Source organism: Ekhidna lutea (genome assembly GCF_900188325.1).
Lineage (GTDB): Bacteria > Bacteroidota > Bacteroidia > Cytophagales > Cyclobacteriaceae > Ekhidna > Ekhidna lutea.
Genome location: NZ_FZPD01000006.1, coordinates 1 through 20,487 on the forward strand (window position 1 = coordinate 1; position 20,487 = coordinate 20,487).

General features: G+C 41.6%; 14 protein-coding genes. All 14 read right to left on the bottom strand.

Features of this window, described 5'->3' with window-relative positions; translation table 11 throughout:
* Positions 1 to 5,867, bottom strand: a 5,867-nt coding sequence (locus tag CHB71_RS16600; protein ID WP_144017467.1) for a beta strand repeat-containing protein, incomplete at its 3' end; no start/stop codon positions are given.
* 125 nt (positions 5,868 to 5,992) lie between these two features.
* Positions 5,993 to 7,966 carry an OmpA family protein gene (locus tag CHB71_RS16605; RefSeq protein ID WP_089358082.1) on the bottom strand — a complete coding sequence of 658 codons (1,974 nt, stop codon included), beginning with the start codon at positions 7,964 to 7,966 and terminating at the stop codon, positions 5,993 to 5,995.
* A gap of 19 nt (positions 7,967 to 7,985) precedes the next feature.
* A complete protein-coding gene (locus CHB71_RS16610; RefSeq protein ID WP_221406753.1) occupies positions 7,986 to 10,544 on the bottom strand; it encodes a ligand-binding sensor domain-containing protein in 2,559 nt (852 codons plus the stop codon).
* Between the two features lie 25 nt (positions 10,545 to 10,569).
* Positions 10,570 to 11,535, bottom strand: a complete 966-nt coding sequence (locus CHB71_RS16615; RefSeq protein ID WP_089358084.1) for a hypothetical protein — start codon at positions 11,533 to 11,535, stop codon at positions 10,570 to 10,572.
* 9 nt (positions 11,536 to 11,544) lie between these two features.
* Complete coding sequence (locus CHB71_RS16620; RefSeq protein WP_089358085.1) at positions 11,545 to 12,090, bottom strand: PKD domain-containing protein; 546 nt, start codon at positions 12,088 to 12,090, stop codon at positions 11,545 to 11,547.
* Positions 12,091 to 12,372: 282 nt separating this feature from the next.
* Complete coding sequence (locus CHB71_RS16625) at positions 12,373 to 13,005, bottom strand: peptidoglycan-binding domain-containing protein (RefSeq protein WP_089358086.1); 633 nt, start codon at positions 13,003 to 13,005, stop codon at positions 12,373 to 12,375.
* Positions 13,006 to 13,010: 5 nt separating this feature from the next.
* A complete protein-coding gene (locus CHB71_RS16630) occupies positions 13,011 to 13,823 on the bottom strand; it encodes a hypothetical protein (protein WP_089358087.1) in 813 nt (270 codons plus the stop codon).
* 15 nt (positions 13,824 to 13,838) lie between these two features.
* Complete coding sequence (locus CHB71_RS16635; protein WP_089358088.1) at positions 13,839 to 14,243, bottom strand: hypothetical protein; 405 nt, start codon at positions 14,241 to 14,243, stop codon at positions 13,839 to 13,841.
* 83 nt (positions 14,244 to 14,326) lie between these two features.
* Entirely contained in the window at positions 14,327 to 15,103 is a 777-nt protein-coding gene (locus CHB71_RS16640; protein WP_089358089.1) for a LytR/AlgR family response regulator transcription factor, read from the bottom strand.
* Entirely contained in the window at positions 15,100 to 15,582 is a 483-nt protein-coding gene (locus tag CHB71_RS16645) for a Rab family GTPase (protein WP_089358090.1), read from the bottom strand. The genes CHB71_RS16640 and CHB71_RS16645 overlap by 4 nt, the downstream gene beginning before the upstream one ends.
* Positions 15,583 to 15,656: 74 nt before the next feature.
* Complete coding sequence (gene pfkA / locus CHB71_RS16650; protein WP_089358091.1) at positions 15,657 to 16,628, bottom strand: 6-phosphofructokinase; 972 nt, start codon at positions 16,626 to 16,628, stop codon at positions 15,657 to 15,659.
* 11 nt (positions 16,629 to 16,639) lie between these two features.
* Positions 16,640 to 17,608, bottom strand: coding sequence for an ROK family protein (locus CHB71_RS16655; protein ID WP_089358092.1), 969 nt, complete (start codon positions 17,606 to 17,608; stop codon positions 16,640 to 16,642).
* 5 nt (positions 17,609 to 17,613) lie between these two features.
* Positions 17,614 to 19,143: an MFS transporter gene (locus CHB71_RS16660; RefSeq protein ID WP_089358093.1), complete on the bottom strand. Its 1,530-nt coding sequence runs from the start codon at positions 19,141 to 19,143 to the stop codon at positions 17,614 to 17,616.
* Positions 19,136 to 20,485, bottom strand: a complete 1,350-nt coding sequence (locus CHB71_RS16665; protein ID WP_089358094.1) for an alpha-amylase family glycosyl hydrolase — start codon at positions 20,483 to 20,485, stop codon at positions 19,136 to 19,138. The genes CHB71_RS16660 and CHB71_RS16665 overlap by 8 nt, the downstream gene beginning before the upstream one ends.
* Positions 20,486 to 20,487: the final 2 nt, after the last annotated feature.

The window sequence follows — 20,487 nt, forward strand, 5'->3', positions numbered from 1 at the left end:
GCTACCGTCACCGAAAACACATCTGCATCTGAGGAATCAAATGAACCTGTAAGCGTAGGGTTAGTATTGGTCGTCTGGCTCACTACCGTTGGGGTAGCTGGATCTGTCGTATCAATCACCAACTCATCAGTGGTCACATCGGATACTTCATTTCCGGCTTCATCCGTGATCGTTGCTGTAACCGGGTAAGTACCTTCGGTAAGCGCAGTGATGCCACTTAAGTCTAATGACCAGGTATCTCCACTGTTGGTCAACTCTGCATCTGTTCCTAAAACATAGGTCGTGCCAGCTACCGTCACCGAAAACACATCTGCATCTGAGGAATCAAATGAACCTGTAAGCGTAGGGTTAGTATTGGTCGTCTGGCTCACTACCGTTGGGGTAGCTGGATCTGTCGTATCAATCACCAACTCATCAGTGGTCACATCGGATACTTCATTTCCGGCTTCATCTGTGATCGTTGCTGTAACCGGGTAAGTACCTTCGGTAAGCGCTGTGATGCCACTTAAGTCTAATGACCAGGTATCACCACTGTTGGTCAGCTCTGCATCTGTTCCTAAAATATAGGTCGTGCCATCTACCGTCACCGAAAACGCATCTGCATCTGAAGAATCAAATGAACCTGTAAGCGTAGGGTTGGTATTGGTCGTCTGGCTCACTACCGTTGGGGTAGCTGGATCTGTCGTATCAATCACCAACTCATCAGTGGTCACATCGGATACTTCATTTCCGGCTTCATCCGTGATCGTTGCTGTAACCGGGTAAGTACCTTCGGTAAGCGCAGCAATGCCACTCAAATCTAATGACCAGGTATCTCCACTGTTGGTCAACTCTGCATCTGTTCCTAAAACATAGGTCGTGCCATCTACTGTCACCGAAAACACATCTGCATCTGAGGAATCAAATGAACCTGTAAGTGTAGGGTTAGTATTGGTCGTCTGGCTCACTACCGTTGGGGTAGCTGGATCTGTCGTATCAATCACTAACTCATCAGTGGTCACATCGGATACTTCATTTCCGGCTTCATCCGTGATCGTTGCTGTAACCGGGTAAGTACCTTCGGTAAGCGCTGTGATGCCACTTAAGTCTAATGACCAGGTATCTCCACTGTTGGTCAACTCTGCATCTGTTCCTAAAACATAGGTCGTGCCATCTACTGTCACCGAAAACACATCTGTGTCTGAAGAATCAAATGACCCTGTAAGCGTAGGGTTGCTATTGGTCGTCTGGCTCACTACCGTTGGGGTAGCTGGATCTGTCGTATCAATCACTAACTCATCAGTGGTCACATCGGATACTTCATTTCCGGCTTCATCCGTGATCGTTGCTGTAACCGGGTAAGTACCTTCGGTAAGCGCTGTGATGCCACTTAAGTCTAATGACCAGGTATCTCCACTGTTGGTCAACTCTGCATCTGTTCCTAAAACATAGGTCGTGCCATCTACTGTCACCGAAAACACATCTGTGTCTGAAGAATCAAATGACCCTGTAAGCGTAGGGTTGCTATTGGTCGTCTGGCTCACTACCGTTGGGGTAGCTGGATCTGTCGTGTCAATCACCAACTCATCAGTGGTCACATCGGATACTTCATTTCCGGCTTCATCCGTGATCGTTGCTGTAACAGGGTAAGTACCTTCGGTAAGCGCAGTGATGCCACTCAAATCTAATGACCAGGTATCTCCACTGTTGGTCAACTCTGCATCTGTTCCTAAAACATAGGTCGTGCCATCTACTGTCACCGAAAACACATCTGCGTCTGAAGAATCAAATGACCCTGTAAGCGTAGGGTTGCTATTGGTCGTCTGACTCACTACCGTAGGGGTAGCTGGATCTGTTGGATCATAAGTGATATTTCTTGTCGCTGTAGTCGCAGAATTTCCTGCCAAATCATCTACATCAGCAGAAACAGTCTCAGAGGGGTCAAATGCATTTACATCTGTAGAAGGAACTGTAACGCTCCAAGCACCACTACCAGTATTCCCCGTGTATGTTTTTCCATTGACAGTAACCGTTACCGTTTGCCCGTCTTCGGCATCTGTTGTACCACTAATTGTTAAATCTGAATCATCTTCAGTTCCGTTGATTATATTATCTCCTGCAATTGTACTGATATTAATGACCGGAGGTGTCGTATCTCCTCCTGTTATGGTAACAGTAAAAGCCACAGGAGATGAAGAACAACCGGTTCCGCTATTGGTCACTGTAATGGTTCCATTATAGGTTCCTGTAGCTGCTGCTCCAGGGACGGTCAATGAAATAGGAGAAGCAGGTAAGGCAGTAGTTCCTACATCCACAAATCCCTCACCTTCCGCGGATGCATCAAAGTCAATTGTATATTGATTCGGACTGTTGGTTGTTGCAGTATAAGGAAGATCAGCTGATGTGGTTCCTTGAGAAACGGAAGGACTACTTCCAAGTGTAATTGTGGGTGAACTGCTGTTGGATAAATCAATTGGTCCTGCAATTGTATTCGACTTACAGTTATCAGCCTGATTAGTTATTGAGATATTGGTATAGCTTCCAATATCCAGGTTTTGTATAGTAATTGTTGATGCACTTGCAGAAATGGTTTGAGTCCCCTGAGGAGTACCATCCTTGCTGAAATTCACATCAAAAGTGCCTGTTGTAACGCCCGATAGTGCTATTTCAATTTCTCCATTAGGACTTGAACAGTTTGTAGGCTGGGTGTGGGTTCCTTCCGAAATAGAAGACCCACCCGGATCAGATAATGTAACCGGTCCTGATACCGTACATCCTGCAATATCAAGTGTAAACTCACTGTATGATCCTGCATTGAGGCCGGTTAAATCGTATTCTCCACTACCATCTGATGTAAAGACAACCGGAGTTGCTGATGCACCATCCTTTTCATAATTGAGCGTATACCCGGTGGACACTTCAAGCCCGGATATTGTTATAAAACCATCTAATCCTGCACAAGTAGTTGGATTGGTTCCAACATAAGTCGGAGCAATGACGATGATAGTGAATGCTTCTACATCACTTGTACAAAGTAACGTATTAGAGTTTCTTATTGTAAATGAACCATTATAAGTTCCCGGAGCAATACCTGCAGGTACTGCAATGCTTATTGGGCTAGATACACTACTATTATTTGTTACATCAACGAGACCAGCTGAGTTGGCTGCTGCATCAAAGTCGATACTATAATCAACCGCAGGTCCATTTGCATCGACGGTATAGCCTAAATCAACTGATGTGGTGCCTTGACATACATTTAATGTATTATCAGTAAGGGAAATGGTAGGCTGAGGCTTTATGTCCACAGAAACAGCTGACGCAAAAGTCGTTTCACAAACTACACCAACTTTTTGTGCTTTTATTGTGATGCCGGTAACTGATGCAGAAAGGCCAAAAGTTGTCATTGTTGCCGATGAACCATTTCCAAGAATTGCAGGCGCAACAGCATTTCCAGCTTGATCCACCAACTCATAAACTATTAGGTTCTCGGTCGCATCGATTTGGAAATCTATGGTTTCAGTTTCGCATACCTGAGTGGCTGAAGTTGCATTAAAGGTTTGTGTGGTGGGTGGATTGCATTGCACAGTAAGTCCTGCTGACTGATCGCTTTCACAAAGAACTCCACTTTGAGAAGTTACTGTAACAGTGGCGTCCGCATAAAGGACATCATATCCTGCATTAGCAGCTGATAGTCCCGATATTGTCCAATTACCACTAGATACAGTTGATGAAAAGCCATCGGCTATAAATCCATCTAAATATAAATAAACTATGCTTCCATCTGCCAACGAGCTATTTCCTGTAATGGCATCATCCCCTTCTGTAATCGGGCTGGTAGTGATTGCCAAGCTTGCATCTACGGTCTGTGAAAAAACTTCAACCTCATCAGAGTAATCACTTTCTACTTCTCCTGAACCAGTAGCTTTTGCTACAATAAAATCACCCACAGGTATTGATAATCCTGTAACTGTCCATGAGGCGCCTGTCGTTACAATAGAAGATCCAGTGGTAGTATATGGACCACCAGTTGCACTTGCAGTGAATATTTCTATAGTTGTTCCCGAACCACTGGCAGTTACACCAGATACTTCAGTGACATTCCCAGCAGCTGGAGCGCAATAGTCTCCCTGAATAATCGGGGCTGCAGATTGGGCAATTACCGTTTTGGTAGTTTCAGCTGAGCATGATCCTGATTCAATTGATCGAACCTTAACAATCTGTCCGACTGTTAGACCTGAAACGGAAAAGGTCCAGCTTCCGCCTGTAGCTGTTGTGGTAGCTTGCTCAACATCATCCAAATACCAGGTGATGCTTGCTCCTGCAGTAGCAGTACCATTGATAGAGGTAGAAACCGTAGTAGGATCTGCCGTGAAAACAGGTGTTGATGAAGTAGCTGCACCACCTGCGCAATACTCTAAGGGATCAGATTCACACTTTCCGCTCTCTGTTTGAGTGACTTCATAGAATCCTGAAGTGGAAAACCCGCAATTAGCTCCCCCAGTACACCCAGAGTTAGTATTACATTTCCAAATCCATGAACCATCAGCGTTTGCGAAAATTTGCCCACCTGAAAAATTACTCCCCGCAGAAGGGGTCAACAAATTACCTTCAAAATATATCTTAATTTCAGCTCCGGAAACAGCGCTTCCAGCGTCACCGCATAATCCTTTTGCAGAAATTGAAAAGCTTGTTGAAGCACTAATACTAGCTGAACATGATGCTCCTACAGTTGATGCATTACAATCAGTATAGGAAGCCGACTTCTGTGAGGTGCCCGTAGAGGAGGCAGTAGCTGCTGATACTGAAGCTGCAGCAGTAAAAACTTCTGAAGCAACTGCAGCACCAATTGTCATAGTCCAATTTCCTGAGCTGACTGTTGTTGTTCCTTCAGAAACGCCATCACGGAAAACTTCAATAGTTGCCCCATCTACCTCAGAAGATGTTCCACTGACTGTGGTGGCCCCCACGGCAATAGGTCCTGTGATAGTAGGACAATCTGCTCTTGGTGGAAGTGTAGTACCACTTCCAATATCGTCTGCCGAAGTTGGAGGAAAAACATCTATCAAATCCTCCCATAGATCGTCGGTAATACCAGTATCATCATCAATTCCGCCTAAATCCGAAATTCCATTGTTACCTGTAGCCTCATTTGGATTGATGACCGTTTGACCGACCATCCGTAATGGAGTAGATGTCGTAATGCTTGGAAAAGCAGTTGTAATATCTGCAAATGGGATATAGAAATCATAGAAATAATCATCATCTCCGCATATCTCCGAATGAGCAATGGATTTCTGAGCAAAATCATCATAAGGTCTATCTACCGTGGCATCTCCAATTTCAGTAGCGCTTGTCGTCCCATCTATATCATATAATCCAACACCAAAATTTGTGCGGAGAACTACTTCAATTTCAAAACCCGGATTTCCAGCTGTGTAATTCGGATCAGCGTTTGCTCCGGTAGCACCAAATTTTTGATCTGTGTCAATGAGAATAGAATATGATTTTGAATTGCTAGCAGTACCACCCAGTCTAAAGCGAAACATCAAATTATCACTCGCATCCAAATAAGTGTAGATCGTGTGATTGTCATTTGATTTTACTAAATCAGTAAATCCACAAGATGGGCCCGGACCAAGATCACTATCTGGTTCTGAAGCTCCTATACTTGGTAAGGGTGTATATGGAACCTCGCTTTCATCTTCATCTTCATTGACGAAACCATTAGCATCTGATGACGTGTATCCGTCAAGGTTTGGATCTAAAACTGATTGTCCAGTGCCGGCCGGTTTGTAAATCAGCCCTTTCGTTTGTGAAAAGGACTGATTTGAGAAGAAAACTGTAAATACTATAATTAAAAGGTAAAAGCTGGTATTTAGTCTCATACTTAACTACTGATTCTTATTAGATCTTAAAACTGCAATTTATTATGCGTGCATAATAAATTGTTCGATTTTTCGTCTGTCCGTCTTTATTACTCGTCAAACCGACTGAAAGGACGATTAACAGATTAATCCTTCGAACCAACAATCAAAAACTCTGTTCTTCTATTAGCCTGATGTTGTTTTTCGGAACAATTCCCACATTCAACCGCAGGCATTGATTCTCCTCTTCCTGTTGGTTGAAGCATTTCAGCTTTGACACCCTTCTCTACAAGGTACTCAAAAGCCGCATTAGCCCTCCGCTGAGAGAGCAATAAATTATAATCCTCATCACCGCGTGAATCGGTATGAGAGGACAAAGCAATGATTAATTCAGGATATAGCTGCATGAAAATGATCAGATTATCCAACTCTTCTTTACCTGCCACCAGAAGTTTTGATTCATCAAAATCATAATAAATCGGTTTGATAATTAATGAATCTGCAGAATGATTTCTTACACGATTAGAGATTGGATTTTCCAGGTCGTCCACCGTAGTTATAAAATCCGTGATAGAAGCAGGAAAATCAACAGGATAGATGATCTGTGGCGAAAAATAAATTTTCACCAACCTTTCTACATCATCTTCTTCCTTAATTGTTACCCTTTCTTCAGCAACTAAGTTGAAGGTGTTTTTAACGCCTGAAACATTCCATAAATCTGGTGAAATGTCCTCAATCCTAAACTCGCCGTTTTCATCTGATCTCCTGTAGATCAGTTCTCCTTCTTCACTTTTGACAAATACATCTACACCTGGCAAAGGCTCGTTCGTGTCCTCATTAAGTGCAAGCCCTTTCAATACATAATAATCCCTTTCAAAGTAATAGATATCGTCTTTGAGTGAGTCAATTCGAGCACTTGAAAAATATCCTGATCTGAAATTATCATTCGATACGAGTCCAAAATCGTCTTTTCGGGAATTAATTGGATACCCAATGTTATTTACACTCACTACTTCGAATGCAAGGTCCAGGCCGGCTTCAAATATGTCTAAGCCTCCAAGTCCACCTCTTCCATCTGAGGCAAAGTATAGATTATTGGAAACAAGCGAAGGAAACATTTCCTTACCAGCTGTATTTACTTCCGAACCAAGGTTCTTAGGCTCAGACCATTCGTCTCCAGTCTTGAAAACGATGTAAAGGTCAGATTCACCTAACCCACCATTCATATCGGAAGAAAAGATCATTGCGTCTCCATTTTCATTGATTGCCGGATGACCTACGGAATAATCGTCACTGTTGTATTTAAAGGGTTGAATATTTGTCCATCCACCTTCACCGTCGCTTTCTGCAAAAAATAGTTTTAAGCGGGTGACACCCTCACCATCCTTCTTTAATCGCTTTCCAACAATATTATTTCTCGTAAAGACTACTTTCTGTTCATTATCATAAAACGCAAGTGGTCCTTCATGATATTTGGTTTGGAAATGATCGATGAATCGTTCAGCTTGGTCACTGCCCTGCTGCACCTGATAGAGATCAAGAAAACGAGACTCATCCCAGTTAAAACTTGTTCTAACCCACTCATTCCCATTGGGTCTGGAGGAAGCAAATACGATCCCTTCTTTATAGATCGCCGGGCTAAAATCAAGTCCAGGAGAATTATATGGCATTCGTTTAATCTCGAATTTTGAACTATCTGCAAAAAATCGATTCAGGTTATGTAAAGCTTCAAGCTTTTCCTTTGCTCGTGGGTCATCCCCTGCTTTATCCTGATATTTTTTGTACCAGTTTTTGGCCTGATCATATTTACCATTAGATGCTAGTGCCTGTGCGTACAAATAGATGAATTGAGGCTCGATTTCTGGTGATTTCACAACTTCTTCTAAATACTTTTCAGCACTTTTCGAGTCATTCATGTTTCTATAGCACAACGCAAGTTGTTGATAGATATATAGCGAATCTTCGGCCTCCTCCAAGCTTGCCTCATACAATCTTGCTGCATTTGAATACGAAAACTTCTCAAACTCACTATCCGCGGCTCTCAATGACCGAAACGTAATACTCTGTGCGTTTACGCCAGCGAAGATTAAAATCGTAATAATTGAAAGAAGAAACTTCATATTATAAAAAATAACTGTTTTAATTCGAAATCTTGTTCATTGCAGCTGCAATTTTTTCTTTTCTTGTCGCTCGCGTTTTTAAATAGGATGAAAGTCGGATCTCGACCGGTAGCAAAACCAGCGCTAACAATAAATTAGTACCTACCTGAAAAATAGGAGTTTCACCCGTAAAAGACTCCAGGTATGGTTCAACTTCTGTATGTACATACTCAAACAAGATGAATAGACTTACATACACCATGAGTCTTGTGGCAAACTGGCTTTTAAGTCTCGCAGACAAAATAAATGTGATGTATAAGACAAGTAGGATTCCTGTAATTTGAAGCAAATAAAACCACCAAGTCCTCCAGTATGGTGGCTTAATAGTAAATGTCATGCTTGCATAATTGGTATCATTCCAATGGTCAGGGTGATCAGACTCTTTCACTTTAAAAGTGTAAGTACCTGGATCTAAATTTGTATAAGTGGCACTATTTGCTTTATCGATTCTTGACCATGTGCGGTCATAGCCATCAAGCGTGTATTGGTAGTAGATTGCATCTGGCTTTCTCAGGTTGATAGAAACAAAATCAAAAGATAAGTGATTGTCGCCATGCTCAAATGTCAAATCTGCAGGCAGGATATTATCAATTTTATCACTACTTGTAAATCTTAAAAGGTCAACATCATTAAAAAAAAGTCGAACATCTTTGATGTGTGTTTCGCGATCTATTATTGGAAAGTTGAAATGAGGAAGGTTGACCTTGGTAATACCATATGGGTTGCCAAAAAAGACGTTTCCATGCACATCTTTAACAACAGAATTAAGCTCCGATTCGGTTTCTCCAAGCTCACTTGGGTGGTTAAATATTCTGATTAAATCATATTCTGGTTGAATCAGGCTTATACCAAGCCTGTGCCCCACCCAGATTTGTCCAATATTATCAACCATTGCTGCATTGCAGTAATTGGAAAGTAACCCTTCGTCTACGGTGTATTGCTTGAAATTTTCTCCGTCGAAACTGTAAATACCAGAACCTGCTGTTGTAATCCAGATGATGCCAAGGTTATCCTGAATAATGGAATTGATATCAAAAGCCGGAAAAATACCATCCTTCGTCAAAAACTTCATCTCTTCTCCGGGCTGTAGGAGGGCAAGCCCGGTAGCATGACTGCCAAACCAAATGTTACCAGCTCTATCTGGAAATATGGAAAATATCTCATTGTGATAGAAGCCGTTTCTCGTGTTGTATTGCTTTAGTAACTCACCTTCCGGGCTCAAATGGTAAACACCATTCCCAGCTGCGGAAACCCAAATATTTCCCTCGATATCAAACTGAATATCACGGATTAGATGTCGCTGAACAGGATCCAGTGGATCCAGAAAGACTCGTTTTACTTTTTCGGCTTCCAGATCAATTTTTACAACTCCTTTATTTTTTGTCCCCGCCCAAATTTCTTCGCCTCTTACTGCCAAACAGGTGAAAGAATAATCAGTGGTAAACTGATACTTATCAAAAATTAAGCTATCTCTTTGTGGTTTGTGGTATACATGCACTAACCCATTATCTGTAGCTAGTAACAACTCGTCATCTCTAAAATTGCTGAGACTATGAACGCCTTCGACATTGATGGTTCTGTACAGCTCATAGTGATGAAAATAAGCACGATTGAGTTGTACAAGTCCACGACCAAATGTCCCGACCCATACTTCGTTTTCATTATCAACATATACTTCCCCGATCTCGTTACTTTCAAAACCTGAAGCAGTATTGAAATAAGTAAGTGCATCTACCTCACCATCAATTAAATCTACTTCTACCAGGCCATGATTAAAGGTGCCTACCCATAATGTATTCAGATCATCTTCAGAGATAGAGCTAATTCTCACATGATCTGGAAAACCCTCTACGAGTTTTATTTTTTGGGTATTTATTTGATATCGGAACAGACCATCATTGGTTCCTATCCAAAGTAGGTTTTTATCATCCTTATCCAGGTAAAGTGCGTTTGCCTGAAATCCAATCGTTCCGCCTACAAACTGAGATGGGATTAGTTCACCATCTTTAATTCTAAACTCTAAAACTCCCTGATTGGTAGATACAAAAATCTTGTTTCCAGCAACTATAAAATCCGTGCTAATCAGTTCTTCTAAAATCGGAAGTTGGTAACGAGTGACACTGTCATTCTCAATCCGTACCATACCCTGGTTTCTGGTGAGACCCCATAGAATATCAGCATCATCTACTTTAAGTGCTTCGATTCGATTTGGGAGTTCTTCTCTTGAGACGATTTTTCGGTAACGTCCGTGCTCAACAATACTGATTCCTCCCTGGATATATCCTAAATAGACATGGCCATCATTGGAAATAGTGGATGCTGTTATTAAGCTATTGATAGCACTGTCCTTCTTGTTCAGGTTTAGCATTTCCTTGCCATCAAACCTGTATAGACCGTCATCACTACCTATCCATAAGAAGCCATCATCATCCTGAACAATGGTATAAATAAATACTCCATTGAAATCCCGATCTGCATTGTATAAGACGGTGGTAAAATCTCGTGGACCTGCAAAAGATCCGACTGCCAATGAGGCCATAAGGACCAAAAAATAAAACAGCCTCTTAGTCATTGCCCTTGTCCTTGTACTTGACATTTACCTTGTATTTAAATTTTGGTGGACCTCCAACCGGAACTGAGAAAAAGGCTATTGCCTCATCATATTGATTGGTTATGTAGCACACCATGTCATTTCTTGATGTCCTCCCTTTCACAATTTGCAGATCGACTGTCGTGTTTTTTTCCTCATCGATGATAGGGTGTTTGCTTGTACCCCATTGCCTATTTGCACTAGCAGTAGCTCTATGCCGGTTTTTAGCAATCGAGTAAATAAGAATAGACCCTTCGAAATCAAAATCGAAATTGTGCTGAGTAATAGAGATTACATCATCGTCGATAAATGGATAAAGATGAGCTACAGAGTTTTTTACTTCAGGTAATCGAAATGAATATTCATACGTAAAGGCATTTGCTCCTTCCACTTCTTTATTCTCCTGATCCTTAGTGCTGAGAAAGTACTTATAAAGGTTACCGTCATTCCCTGCTATTCCTTCAGCAATCACCTTGAAAACCCTGCCATTTAACTCCGGAGCTTCTTCTCCTTCCATCGGGTTGAATGGACCAAATGTGTACCACTGATCATCGTATCTAGCCTCGGCTTGAAAGAGTTTAGATGCCAGTAGTGTTCCACTTTTATAGTTACCTATTGGATCAATTTTCTTCGCATCAGGGTCTGAATGCGTTCCTTGCCCACCGTAAACACTAAATTTCACTCCTGTATCCCAGCTGCCATTGGGCTCATCATGTTTACCTCCAATATCCGGATCAAAAACACGGATATATACCGGCTTGGTAAATGACTCTGGTACTACAAAAAAGAAAACTTGCGTGTGATCATCGTCTCCCCATCCCGGCTTACTTTCGGCTCCAAAAGTGACCAGATGTGTGATCTGCTCAAATTCACTAGGGACTAGTTGCGCTTTTGATCCAAGTGTGAAGAATATTAATAATGCTGTAAGTGAATATTTCATAATTGGATCTTATAAGGTTTCATTAATCTCTATTTCCTTCGCAAGGAAGATTTCATCGCCCTGAAAATTGAAACTTGCTAGAACTCTAATTTTGTCTCCTGACTGAACTCGTATGTTTGGGAGCACTTTGCCTGTCTCATAGCTATCTGAGTACGACCAATAAAAATTAGCCGCACCATCGAATCCTTTGAGCTCAGCAGTAAATGTTTTGTATTGATGCGTTGATTGTTCATTGGTAATAACCAACTCCACAGCGGGAACTATCTGGATGGTTTGTGTAAACTCTTCTTCAAAGTTTTTGGAAGAAATTGGATCTAGAATAGAAAGGGTTGCTTGAAATACCCCGATAGAATCATAGCAATGTTCAGCTGTAATACCATTTGCTTGAGAACCGTCTCCAAAATCCCAGCGATAGACAAAATGACTATTTTCTTTTTCAACAGATTCGCTCAAATCAAGTACGATACATTCCCTGTCCGCTAGTGCTGAAGGAAAATCCTGCCCCACGATACTGTTGACAAACACCAAACAAATCGTTATCAATAAAATTCTCATATCTGTAATGCTCTTCGCGAAAATATTAAGACTTAAATCTTAAGGTTTAAAACTTTCGATCAACAGTCATAACCACCTGTTAAAGAAATAGTTTTAATTGTTTTGCCTTACAAAAAAGGCTGCCCCGATCGGGACAGCCACTATCACCTACTATTCGCCATTCACTGCTCACTCAACAGTATCGAATGGCAAGACAAACATCGTTAAAGGTCATTGTTCATGCTTTGATTTTCGGTAAAAGGCAGATTTATATGGTTGGGTGTATCAATTCGACTGGTGATACTACTCGAGGAATAATTTCTCGAATGTACGTTCACTCATGGCTCCTGACGGATAAAGTCCATTGTTTTGTTGAAATTGTCTGAGTGCACTCTGGGTTGCTGCTCCGAAAACCCCATCCACTGTATGATCTAATCCTTTATTCTCAAGGTAGGTTTGCAGCAACCAAACTTCCTCTCCCCTACTCCCTACGGAAAGGCCAATCAGCTGATCTTTCTGTGCCATCCACTTAGCCAAATTTTCAGGAACACCTGATTCTACCAGCTTAACGTCTTCATTATTAAAACCACGTGATTTTAAATCAGCTGATTGAGATAATAGCGTTTCAATATGTTGCAATCTGGCTAATAGCTGATTGTAATAGGCGGCTTGTGTCAGTGCTGTCTGATCATTTTCATCAGGAAAACGAACATCTATGCTTTCATTACTCCAGGCCTTTCTGGCAAAAGCACTGATCTCAACAGATTTGCTGAAGTATTCTTCCACCATTGATGGATCGTGATAATTGACATCCACATTTTCAGCTAATGCATATTCATAGTTGACCGGTGGATGAAACCTTCGGTAGTTTTTGTATTGAAAGAAGGTGATCAGAGGTAGTGTGATCACTATCACTACGATTAGAAGCTTTTTCATAGCAGTTACATTTTATCGAAGTATTGGCTAATTTTTTTCGTTAATTCTGATTGGTCAGGCTGGTCGGACTTGATGGTTACATCTTTTACAAATTGAAGAATGGTATCATTTAACTTGCTTTTAAAAGAGGCGTCCATCACTCCACTCATTACCACTGAAATGTAGAATCGATTAAAGTTTTGAATATAAATTTGGTATAGATCGTAGTTGATCGTCTCGAGGCTTTGATCTCCAGACTCAAACGCATCTTCCACAAACGCCTTAATGGCGGTAAGCATCCCGGCTACCATATCCTGATCGATTGATTTGTGCCTTGAATAGCTTGCCAGCAAAATTCCAGACTCATCATCAATGAGAAAAATTTCTTGTATCTGAGGCTCATTGGTGCCCCTAAGCACTAACTCACTATATTTCACACCCGTAAAGAAGGCTTTTATTCTCAGAAGTAGGTGGTCAAAAGAAAGAGCTGCTTCAAATTGCTTATCGATCTTCTCGGTAAGTACCGCCATTTCCTGCTGCACATACTTTTTGATCATCTGACCAATAATGGGGAAAAGCGCCTGCACAACATCGTCGCGTGATTCTTTTATCTGAACCTTTAGGGTTTTGGTAATGGTTGGACCAAGTCTCTCCGGCATGACCTCCATCATCTGATCCATGAGGGCATTGATCTCCGCATTGGGAAGCTTTTGAGCTTCCAGGCTCTCTTCCATCTTTTGCTCCACGTCTTTAATTTTCTCGTGAAGCTCCTGATAGCGTTTGCTCTCTTCCTCAAAGAGCAGCTGTTTTAAGGTATTGATGCCTGCAGGTTGGTTCATTTCGCAGGCAAAGGATTAAGATTCCAGCTTGTTTGCAAGCTCGTGCAGAATGGTAGCCATTTTCTTACGGTCGGCTTTCGCATCACTCAGCTGATCCAAACGATCGTTAATAGATTTATTCGTATCGTCGAGCTTGGAATTTAGTTTTTCTTCAAGCTTATCAAGCCTATCGAATATTTCGCTTTTCATGTCAGAAGATTCCTTCTCACTTTTATCGCGATTGTCATTAATCAAATTTCTAAGCTCATCAAATTCAGATCTATATTCCTGAACATTTTGTCCAAATAATAGATCTCTTACTGCATTAAGCTTTTGTGATTCTTCTGTCATCGGGTCAACAGGTTGCTGACCATTTTGCGGAGAAGACTCCAAATTCGGATCTTCTACTTTCTCTTCCTTTTTAGTGAACATCTTAGCCATATCTGAAACGATTTAATGAGCAATAAACTTAAACTTCTAATTTAATAGTAAGCTATAAAGGTCTACAAAATAAGCCTTTATCATTAAAGTTGATCCATCTTTTGGAGTAAAATCGACTTATAGGACTTTCCTATCGGTATAACTTTATCTTTTCCCCGAATAAGCAAGCTCATTTGTTCAATATTTTCAATTTTACTTAACTGCACAATAAAAGATCTGTGCACCCTGAAAAAGCGATTAGCCGGCAGAATCTCTTCTACTCGTTTCATGGTGTTGTGTGTTACGTATACTTTATTTTCAGTGTGTACTTTGATGTAATCGCCATACGCTTCCAGGTATAGGATCTCTTTGAAGTCAAGGTTGTAAAGTAAGCTGTCAGCCTTCACTAAAATATACTGAGAGGACGAACTATCGTCTTTCATCTCATTGTACAACCGTTCAATGGTAGTTTTCTCGTCAACAAGTTCTTTGTTTTCTCGTTCCAGTCTGTGGCTTTGAATCTGCGCCATGTTGCGTTCCTGCTGAAGATCAAAGAGTTGATTGTATTGTGCACCAAAATCATAGATCACCAAGCCATAACTTGGATTTTCTTCTTCCAGCCGCATTACCACAAAATCATAATGTGATTCTTTTCCGAAAAAATCGGTATGGATGCAGTCCAACTCGACCTGTTCGCCCTTTTTTAAAGAGAGAAATTGTTCTTCCATCCCGCAAAGAATGGTGTCTTCAAAAATATTAACCCCCTCAGGATTCACTTCCACCAATGTATTGTCCGTTTCAAGGACCTTGCCTTTCTGATCAAATACAATGACCTGAGTCTTTTTTTCTAACGGGCGGAATTTAATTTCATTCAAGTTCATAACATCTCCTTTGCTAATTGTAAAAATGCTTCTTCCACATTTTCACCTGATTTTGCACTTGTAATTTTAAAATCAGTAGCGATGGAACTGTGTAGTTTTTCGATGAATGTCTCTTCCACAAGGTCAGACTTATTCCCCAGCACTATTGCAGGATTTCCGTTTAGTGATTTATTCAATTCAAATAAATCTGTATCCAGGTTGCGATAAGTCTCCTCTCTGCTGAGATCAAAAACGTAAAAGAGTCCGTGAGCTCCGGCAAGGTATTTTTTAGGGATTTTCATAGCTGAGGATTCGCCAGCAATATCCCAGAGCATCATTTTGACGGTGGCTCCCTCAAGTTCTATGACTTTCTTATCAATTTTTACTCCTATGGTAGTGAGGTATTGATCAGAAAACTTTTGATGTACAAATCTGCTTACGAGTGAGGTCTTGCCAACTCCAAAATGTCCGGCAATGACCACTTTCTTTACTATTTCCATGAATGCACTGATTCCTTAAATTCTTGTTACTAATGACAAGTTAATATATCGAATTGTTAGACAGGAAATTAATGCTAGTTATTCATGACCTCCACCAACCGCATCAGCTCATTGCTAATCGGTTTGGTTTTGCTGATAGCTAGCTTGAAACTGGTATAAACAACTTCGTCATCAATGATGCCTGCCATTACATTTGACTTTCCATTGATCAAGCCCTCTACTGCAGCCAAGCCTAATCTTGAAGCAAGTATTCTATCCAGCGAGGTAGGTGACCCTCCCCTTTGCAGGTGGCCAAGTGTTGAAACTCTAATATCAAGCTTAGGCAGTTTAGCCATCACTTTATTGGCAATCTCATGTGCATTTCCTTGCTCATCTCCCTCCGCCACGATCACGATCGCTGAGGTTTTTTCTTTATCCCGTCCTTTGTTTAATGTGTCGATCACATCCTGAATGGTGGTGGAGGTTTCCGGAACCATCACCAGCTCAGCTCCTCCTCCTATTCCACAATGGATGGCTATATAGCCAGAATGACGACCCATCACTTCAATAAAAAAGACCCGATCATGTGAGTTTGCAGTATCCCTGATTTTGTCAATCGCTTCTAATGCGGTATTAACTGCTGTATCAAAACCGATGGTATAGTCTGAACCATAGAGATCATTATCGATGGTTCCTGGGGCCCCTACTGTTGGGATTCCATATTCCTCATAGAAAATATTTGCCCCTGTAAATGTTCCATCACCCCCAATAGCAACCAGGCCATCAATACCTTTAGCTTTTAGCTGTTCGTATGCTTTTTTCCTGCCTTCTTTTGTTTGAAACTCTTCGCTTCGAGCTGACTTCAGGATGGTTCCTCCTTTTTGCAAAATATTGCTCACCGAATACGATTTCATTAAGTGCATATCACCGCTAATGATACCATTGTACCCATACCTGATTCCATATACATTTAGGCCAAGGCTTAATCCTGAACGTACCACTGCTCTCACGCAAGCATTCATGCCTGGTGCATCACCTCCGGAAGTAAAAACTCCAATATTTTTCATACTATTTACAATTACGATTCTCCGGCAGAACCGGCTAAATATTTCCAAACCAGACTCGAAGCACCAAGTATAGGGGCATCATCGTCTTTTAGACCAGAGGGTTGCAGTTGTATCTTTTTGTCCAGGAAAAGTGGCATGAGATACTTCTCCATATTCTCCTGGGCCGGGGTAAAGATGTGATCGCCTGCTTTAGACAATCCGCCCAACAAAAATATAGCTTCAGGATCAGTGTGCACTACAAAATCTGACAATTTCATACCTAGCACCCTACCTGTATACTTAAATGCCTCGATCGCAATCTTATCTCCCTTAGCGGCTGCTTCAGTGATAGTTCTGGTGCTTAGGTCATCGAAGCTAATGGATCGCAACATGCTAGGATCGGTATAATCAGCCAATAATTTGTAAACGGTCCTTCTGATGCCAGTAGCACTAACATAAGTCTCCAGACAACCTCTTTTGCCGCATGCGCAGTGTCTTCCATTGGCACTCACAAGTGTGTGCCCAAGCTCACCGGCAAACCCATGCTTACCGTATACTACATCCCCATTAATGACGATCCCACTTCCAAGACCTGTACCCACTGTAAGGACAACAAAATCTTTCATGTTTTTGGCCTTCCCATAGACCATTTCACCTAGTGCAGCTGCATTGGCATCATTGGTAAGTACACATTTCAAACCAAACACTTTTTCCACTTCTTCCGCAAACCTCGAAACGCCTTTCCATGGTAAATTTGGAGGGTTTACAATGGTGCCTTTGTAGTAGTTGGCATTGGGTGCCCCAACTCCTATTCCGATCACATCGTCTATTGGATGAAGCTGTTCTATTTCCTTTTTCAGTGTCGCAATAAAGGAAAAATAGTCACTGTATTGCTGTGTTTTAATCCTGGACTGGGCAATGATATTACCCTTCCTATCAGCTATTCCAAATTTGGAATTGGTTCCTCCAATGTCTATACCTATTGCAAGTTTACTTGTCATAGCAATTATGCTTCTCCTTCTTTCATGACTACTTCATCTCTGTCATCTACTTTTAAACATAGTAAACCGGCGATGATCATGGAAGCTCCGCCCAGTATTATTGCATAAATAAATTCGCTATTGAAAAATGTAGATACAAGGAAACCAAGGATGCTTGCAGCTACTATCTGAGGTATTACAATAAAGAAGTTGAATATGCCCATGTAATAGCCCATCTTTTTTGGAGGGAGTGATCCGGATAGCATGGCATAAGGAATGGATAGAATACTCGCCCAGGCGATACCTACTCCAACCATAGAAAGAACCAGCCACATTGGGTCCTGAATAAAATAATACGAAATCAACCCAAGCCCACCACATATCAGTGCGATCATATGGGTAACTTTTCTGCTAACCACCTTAGCAAGCAATGGCAATGCAAGAGCTGCTAATGCCGCCACTCCATTATATCCAGCGAATAAAAGTGATACCCAGTCTGCTCCATCGTTATATGCCTCAGATGTTGTATCAGTCGTTTTGTAGATATGTGCAGTAACAGCAGATGTACTATAAATCCACATCGCAAAGAGTGCAAACCATGAGAAGAACTGTACATATGCCAGCTGAACCATGGTTTTAGGCATATTCTGAAAATCACGGACAATCTGAACAAACCCATTGTGATACTTATTCCGCCCCATAAAAATGGCACCAATCACATAAGAGAGCCCGAATAATCCGAAAATGCCACAAAGCACATAAAGCTGTGGATCAAATGACTGAATGGTAAACCAGGAAGCAAGAGCTGCTCCTACAAACAGAAGCGCCAGACCTCTGGCCATGTATTGCCTTGGGCTAAACTTTATATTTAATGGACCCGGTGTTTTTGATTCTTTAATATCTTCTTCAGATGGAGGATATTCTTTGGTTGTAAACACCGTCCACATGACGGCAACCAAAAACGCGATACCACCAACGTAAAAAGACCATTTCACTGAATCAGGAATTTGGCCTTCAGGAGCAGTATTACTCACTCCAATCAAATTGGTAAAAATCCAGGGAAGTGCTGAAGCTACAACAGCTCCCACTCCGATAAAGAAGCTTTGCATTGCAAATCCCTTCGTTCGCTGCTCTGGTGGTAGCATATCACCAACGAAAGCACGAAAAGGTTCCATGCTAATATTGATTGATGCATCCATAATCCAAAGCATGCCTATTGCGATCCAAAGCGTTGGAGAGTTTGGCATTACAAAGAGAGCAATAGTCGCCAAAATAGCACCTATTGCGAAAAATGGTCGCCTTCTACCCCATCGTGGATGCCAGGTTCGATCACTTAAATATCCGATGATCGGCTGGACAATGAGCCCGGTAACAGGTGCAGCCAGCCAGTAAAAAGCGAGGTTTTTGGTATCAGCTCCTAGTGTTTCAAAGATTCTGCTGGTGTTAGCATTCTGCAATGCAAAGCCAAACTGGATACCCAGGAATCCAAAGCTCATATTCCAGATCTGCCAGAAACTCAGTTTCGGCTTATCGGAGTTCAATGAAATATCACTCATTTCCTGCTGATTTAGATCCTACAAAATACTGATAGGGCTGTAATTCTGTGATTGATGCACTTACCTGTGCTCCGCGGAAAACATCTGAAAAATTCCATGACTCAGGGATAGATACCGACTGAACATCATCTGACAAATTGATAATCACATCCACCCGATTACCCTCTTTTTCTCGGGAATAGGCAATCACCATTGGGTTTCCAACATCGACGAACTCAGGTTGGCCACCATATTCCCCATTGTAGAGTGCAGGGTTATTCTTTTTTAAATCAATCAATGAAGCATAGAAATCCTGATACTTTACATCGCCCCATTCGATCGTATCCTTTTCAAAAAATGCCAATCGCTCGTCCAGACCCGCCTCCTGACCACTATATATCAAAGGCATGCCCTGCGCAGTGAAGGCAAAAACAGCATAAGCTTTATGTCCATCCCCAAATCGTTCGAAGACTGTACCATTCCAGGAGTTTTCATCATGGTTGGTGGTAAAGTTCATTCGGATGGCATCTGTAGGGTATCGTTCAAGGTCTTTTTTGATAAAGGAAACTAGCGAATCTGCATTCTTCTCTCCTTTAGCTACTTCATTCATGTAATGATGAAGGCCCCATCCGTAAGTCATATGGAATGCATCTTCATGCATTTTTGGTTCATCCCATTCTGCCAGCATAAAGAGGTCTTTTTCTACATCCAGTGAATCTTTGGCTCTATTCCAAAATTCCATCGGAACAAAACCGGCCACATCACATCTATACCCATCGATTTCGGCTTCTTTAACCCAAAACCGAAGTGCTTCGATCATGTCATTCTGCATATCCATATTGTCATAATTGAGATCAGCGACATCTGTCCAGTCTGTTCCCTCCGGCCAGGTCACATTACCCAATGAATCCGTATTGTGATACCCCTCTATCTCAGTCCAGGCATGATCAAATGCTGTATGATTGGCCACCCAGTCAAGGATGACCAGCATATCTCTTTTATGAGCTTCTTCCACCATGTTTTTGAAATCTTCCATGGTGCCAAACTCGGAATTTACTGCTGTATAATCCTGGATGGAGTAGTAGCTCCCCAATCCTCCCTTTCTGTTTTTCTCTCCGATTGGCTGAATGGGCATGATCCAAAGGATATCGACACCCAATTCTTCCAGCCGCGGAAGGTGCGCAGCAAAAGCATTGAATGTGCCTTCAGGTGTATACTGACGTACGTTCACTTCATAGATCACCATGTCTTTGGCTTGCTCCGGAAAGCCCCCGGTGGTCTCCGCTTGCTTCTCCTCATTTTTGGGTTGAGAGCAAGAAGCGATGATTAATAACAAAAAAGTTAGGTTGGTTATGATCTTCATAA

Excerpts from the sequence above, each read along its gene's own strand:
- CHB71_RS16610 (WP_221406753.1), bottom strand. The coding sequence starts at position 10,544 with ATGGCCTCATTGGCAGTCGGATCTTTTGCAGGTCCACGAGATTTTACC.
- CHB71_RS16645 (WP_089358090.1), bottom strand. The coding sequence starts at position 15,582 with ATGGAAATAGTAAAGAAAGTGGTCATTGCCGGACATTTTGGAGTTGGC.
- CHB71_RS16655 (WP_089358092.1), bottom strand. The coding sequence starts at position 17,608 with ATGACAAGTAAACTTGCAATAGGTATAGACATTGGAGGAACCAATTCC.
- CHB71_RS16665 (WP_089358094.1), bottom strand. The coding sequence starts at position 20,485 with ATGAAGATCATAACCAACCTAACTTTTTTGTTATTAATCATCGCTTCT.
- CHB71_RS16635 (WP_089358088.1), bottom strand. The coding sequence starts at position 14,243 with ATGGCTAAGATGTTCACTAAAAAGGAAGAGAAAGTAGAAGATCCGAAT.
- CHB71_RS16615 (WP_089358084.1), bottom strand. The coding sequence starts at position 11,535 with ATGAAATATTCACTTACAGCATTATTAATATTCTTCACACTTGGATCA.
- CHB71_RS16620 (WP_089358085.1), bottom strand. The coding sequence starts at position 12,090 with ATGAGAATTTTATTGATAACGATTTGTTTGGTGTTTGTCAACAGTATC.
- CHB71_RS16605 (WP_089358082.1), bottom strand. The coding sequence starts at position 7,966 with ATGAAGTTTCTTCTTTCAATTATTACGATTTTAATCTTCGCTGGCGTA.
- CHB71_RS16660 (WP_089358093.1), bottom strand. The coding sequence starts at position 19,143 with ATGAGTGATATTTCATTGAACTCCGATAAGCCGAAACTGAGTTTCTGG.
- CHB71_RS16640 (WP_089358089.1), bottom strand. The coding sequence starts at position 15,103 with ATGAACTTGAATGAAATTAAATTCCGCCCGTTAGAAAAAAAGACTCAG.
- CHB71_RS16625 (WP_089358086.1), bottom strand. The coding sequence starts at position 13,005 with ATGAAAAAGCTTCTAATCGTAGTGATAGTGATCACACTACCTCTGATC.
- pfkA (WP_089358091.1), bottom strand. The coding sequence starts at position 16,628 with ATGAAAAATATTGGAGTTTTTACTTCCGGAGGTGATGCACCAGGCATG.
- CHB71_RS16630 (WP_089358087.1), bottom strand. The coding sequence starts at position 13,823 with ATGAACCAACCTGCAGGCATCAATACCTTAAAACAGCTGCTCTTTGAG.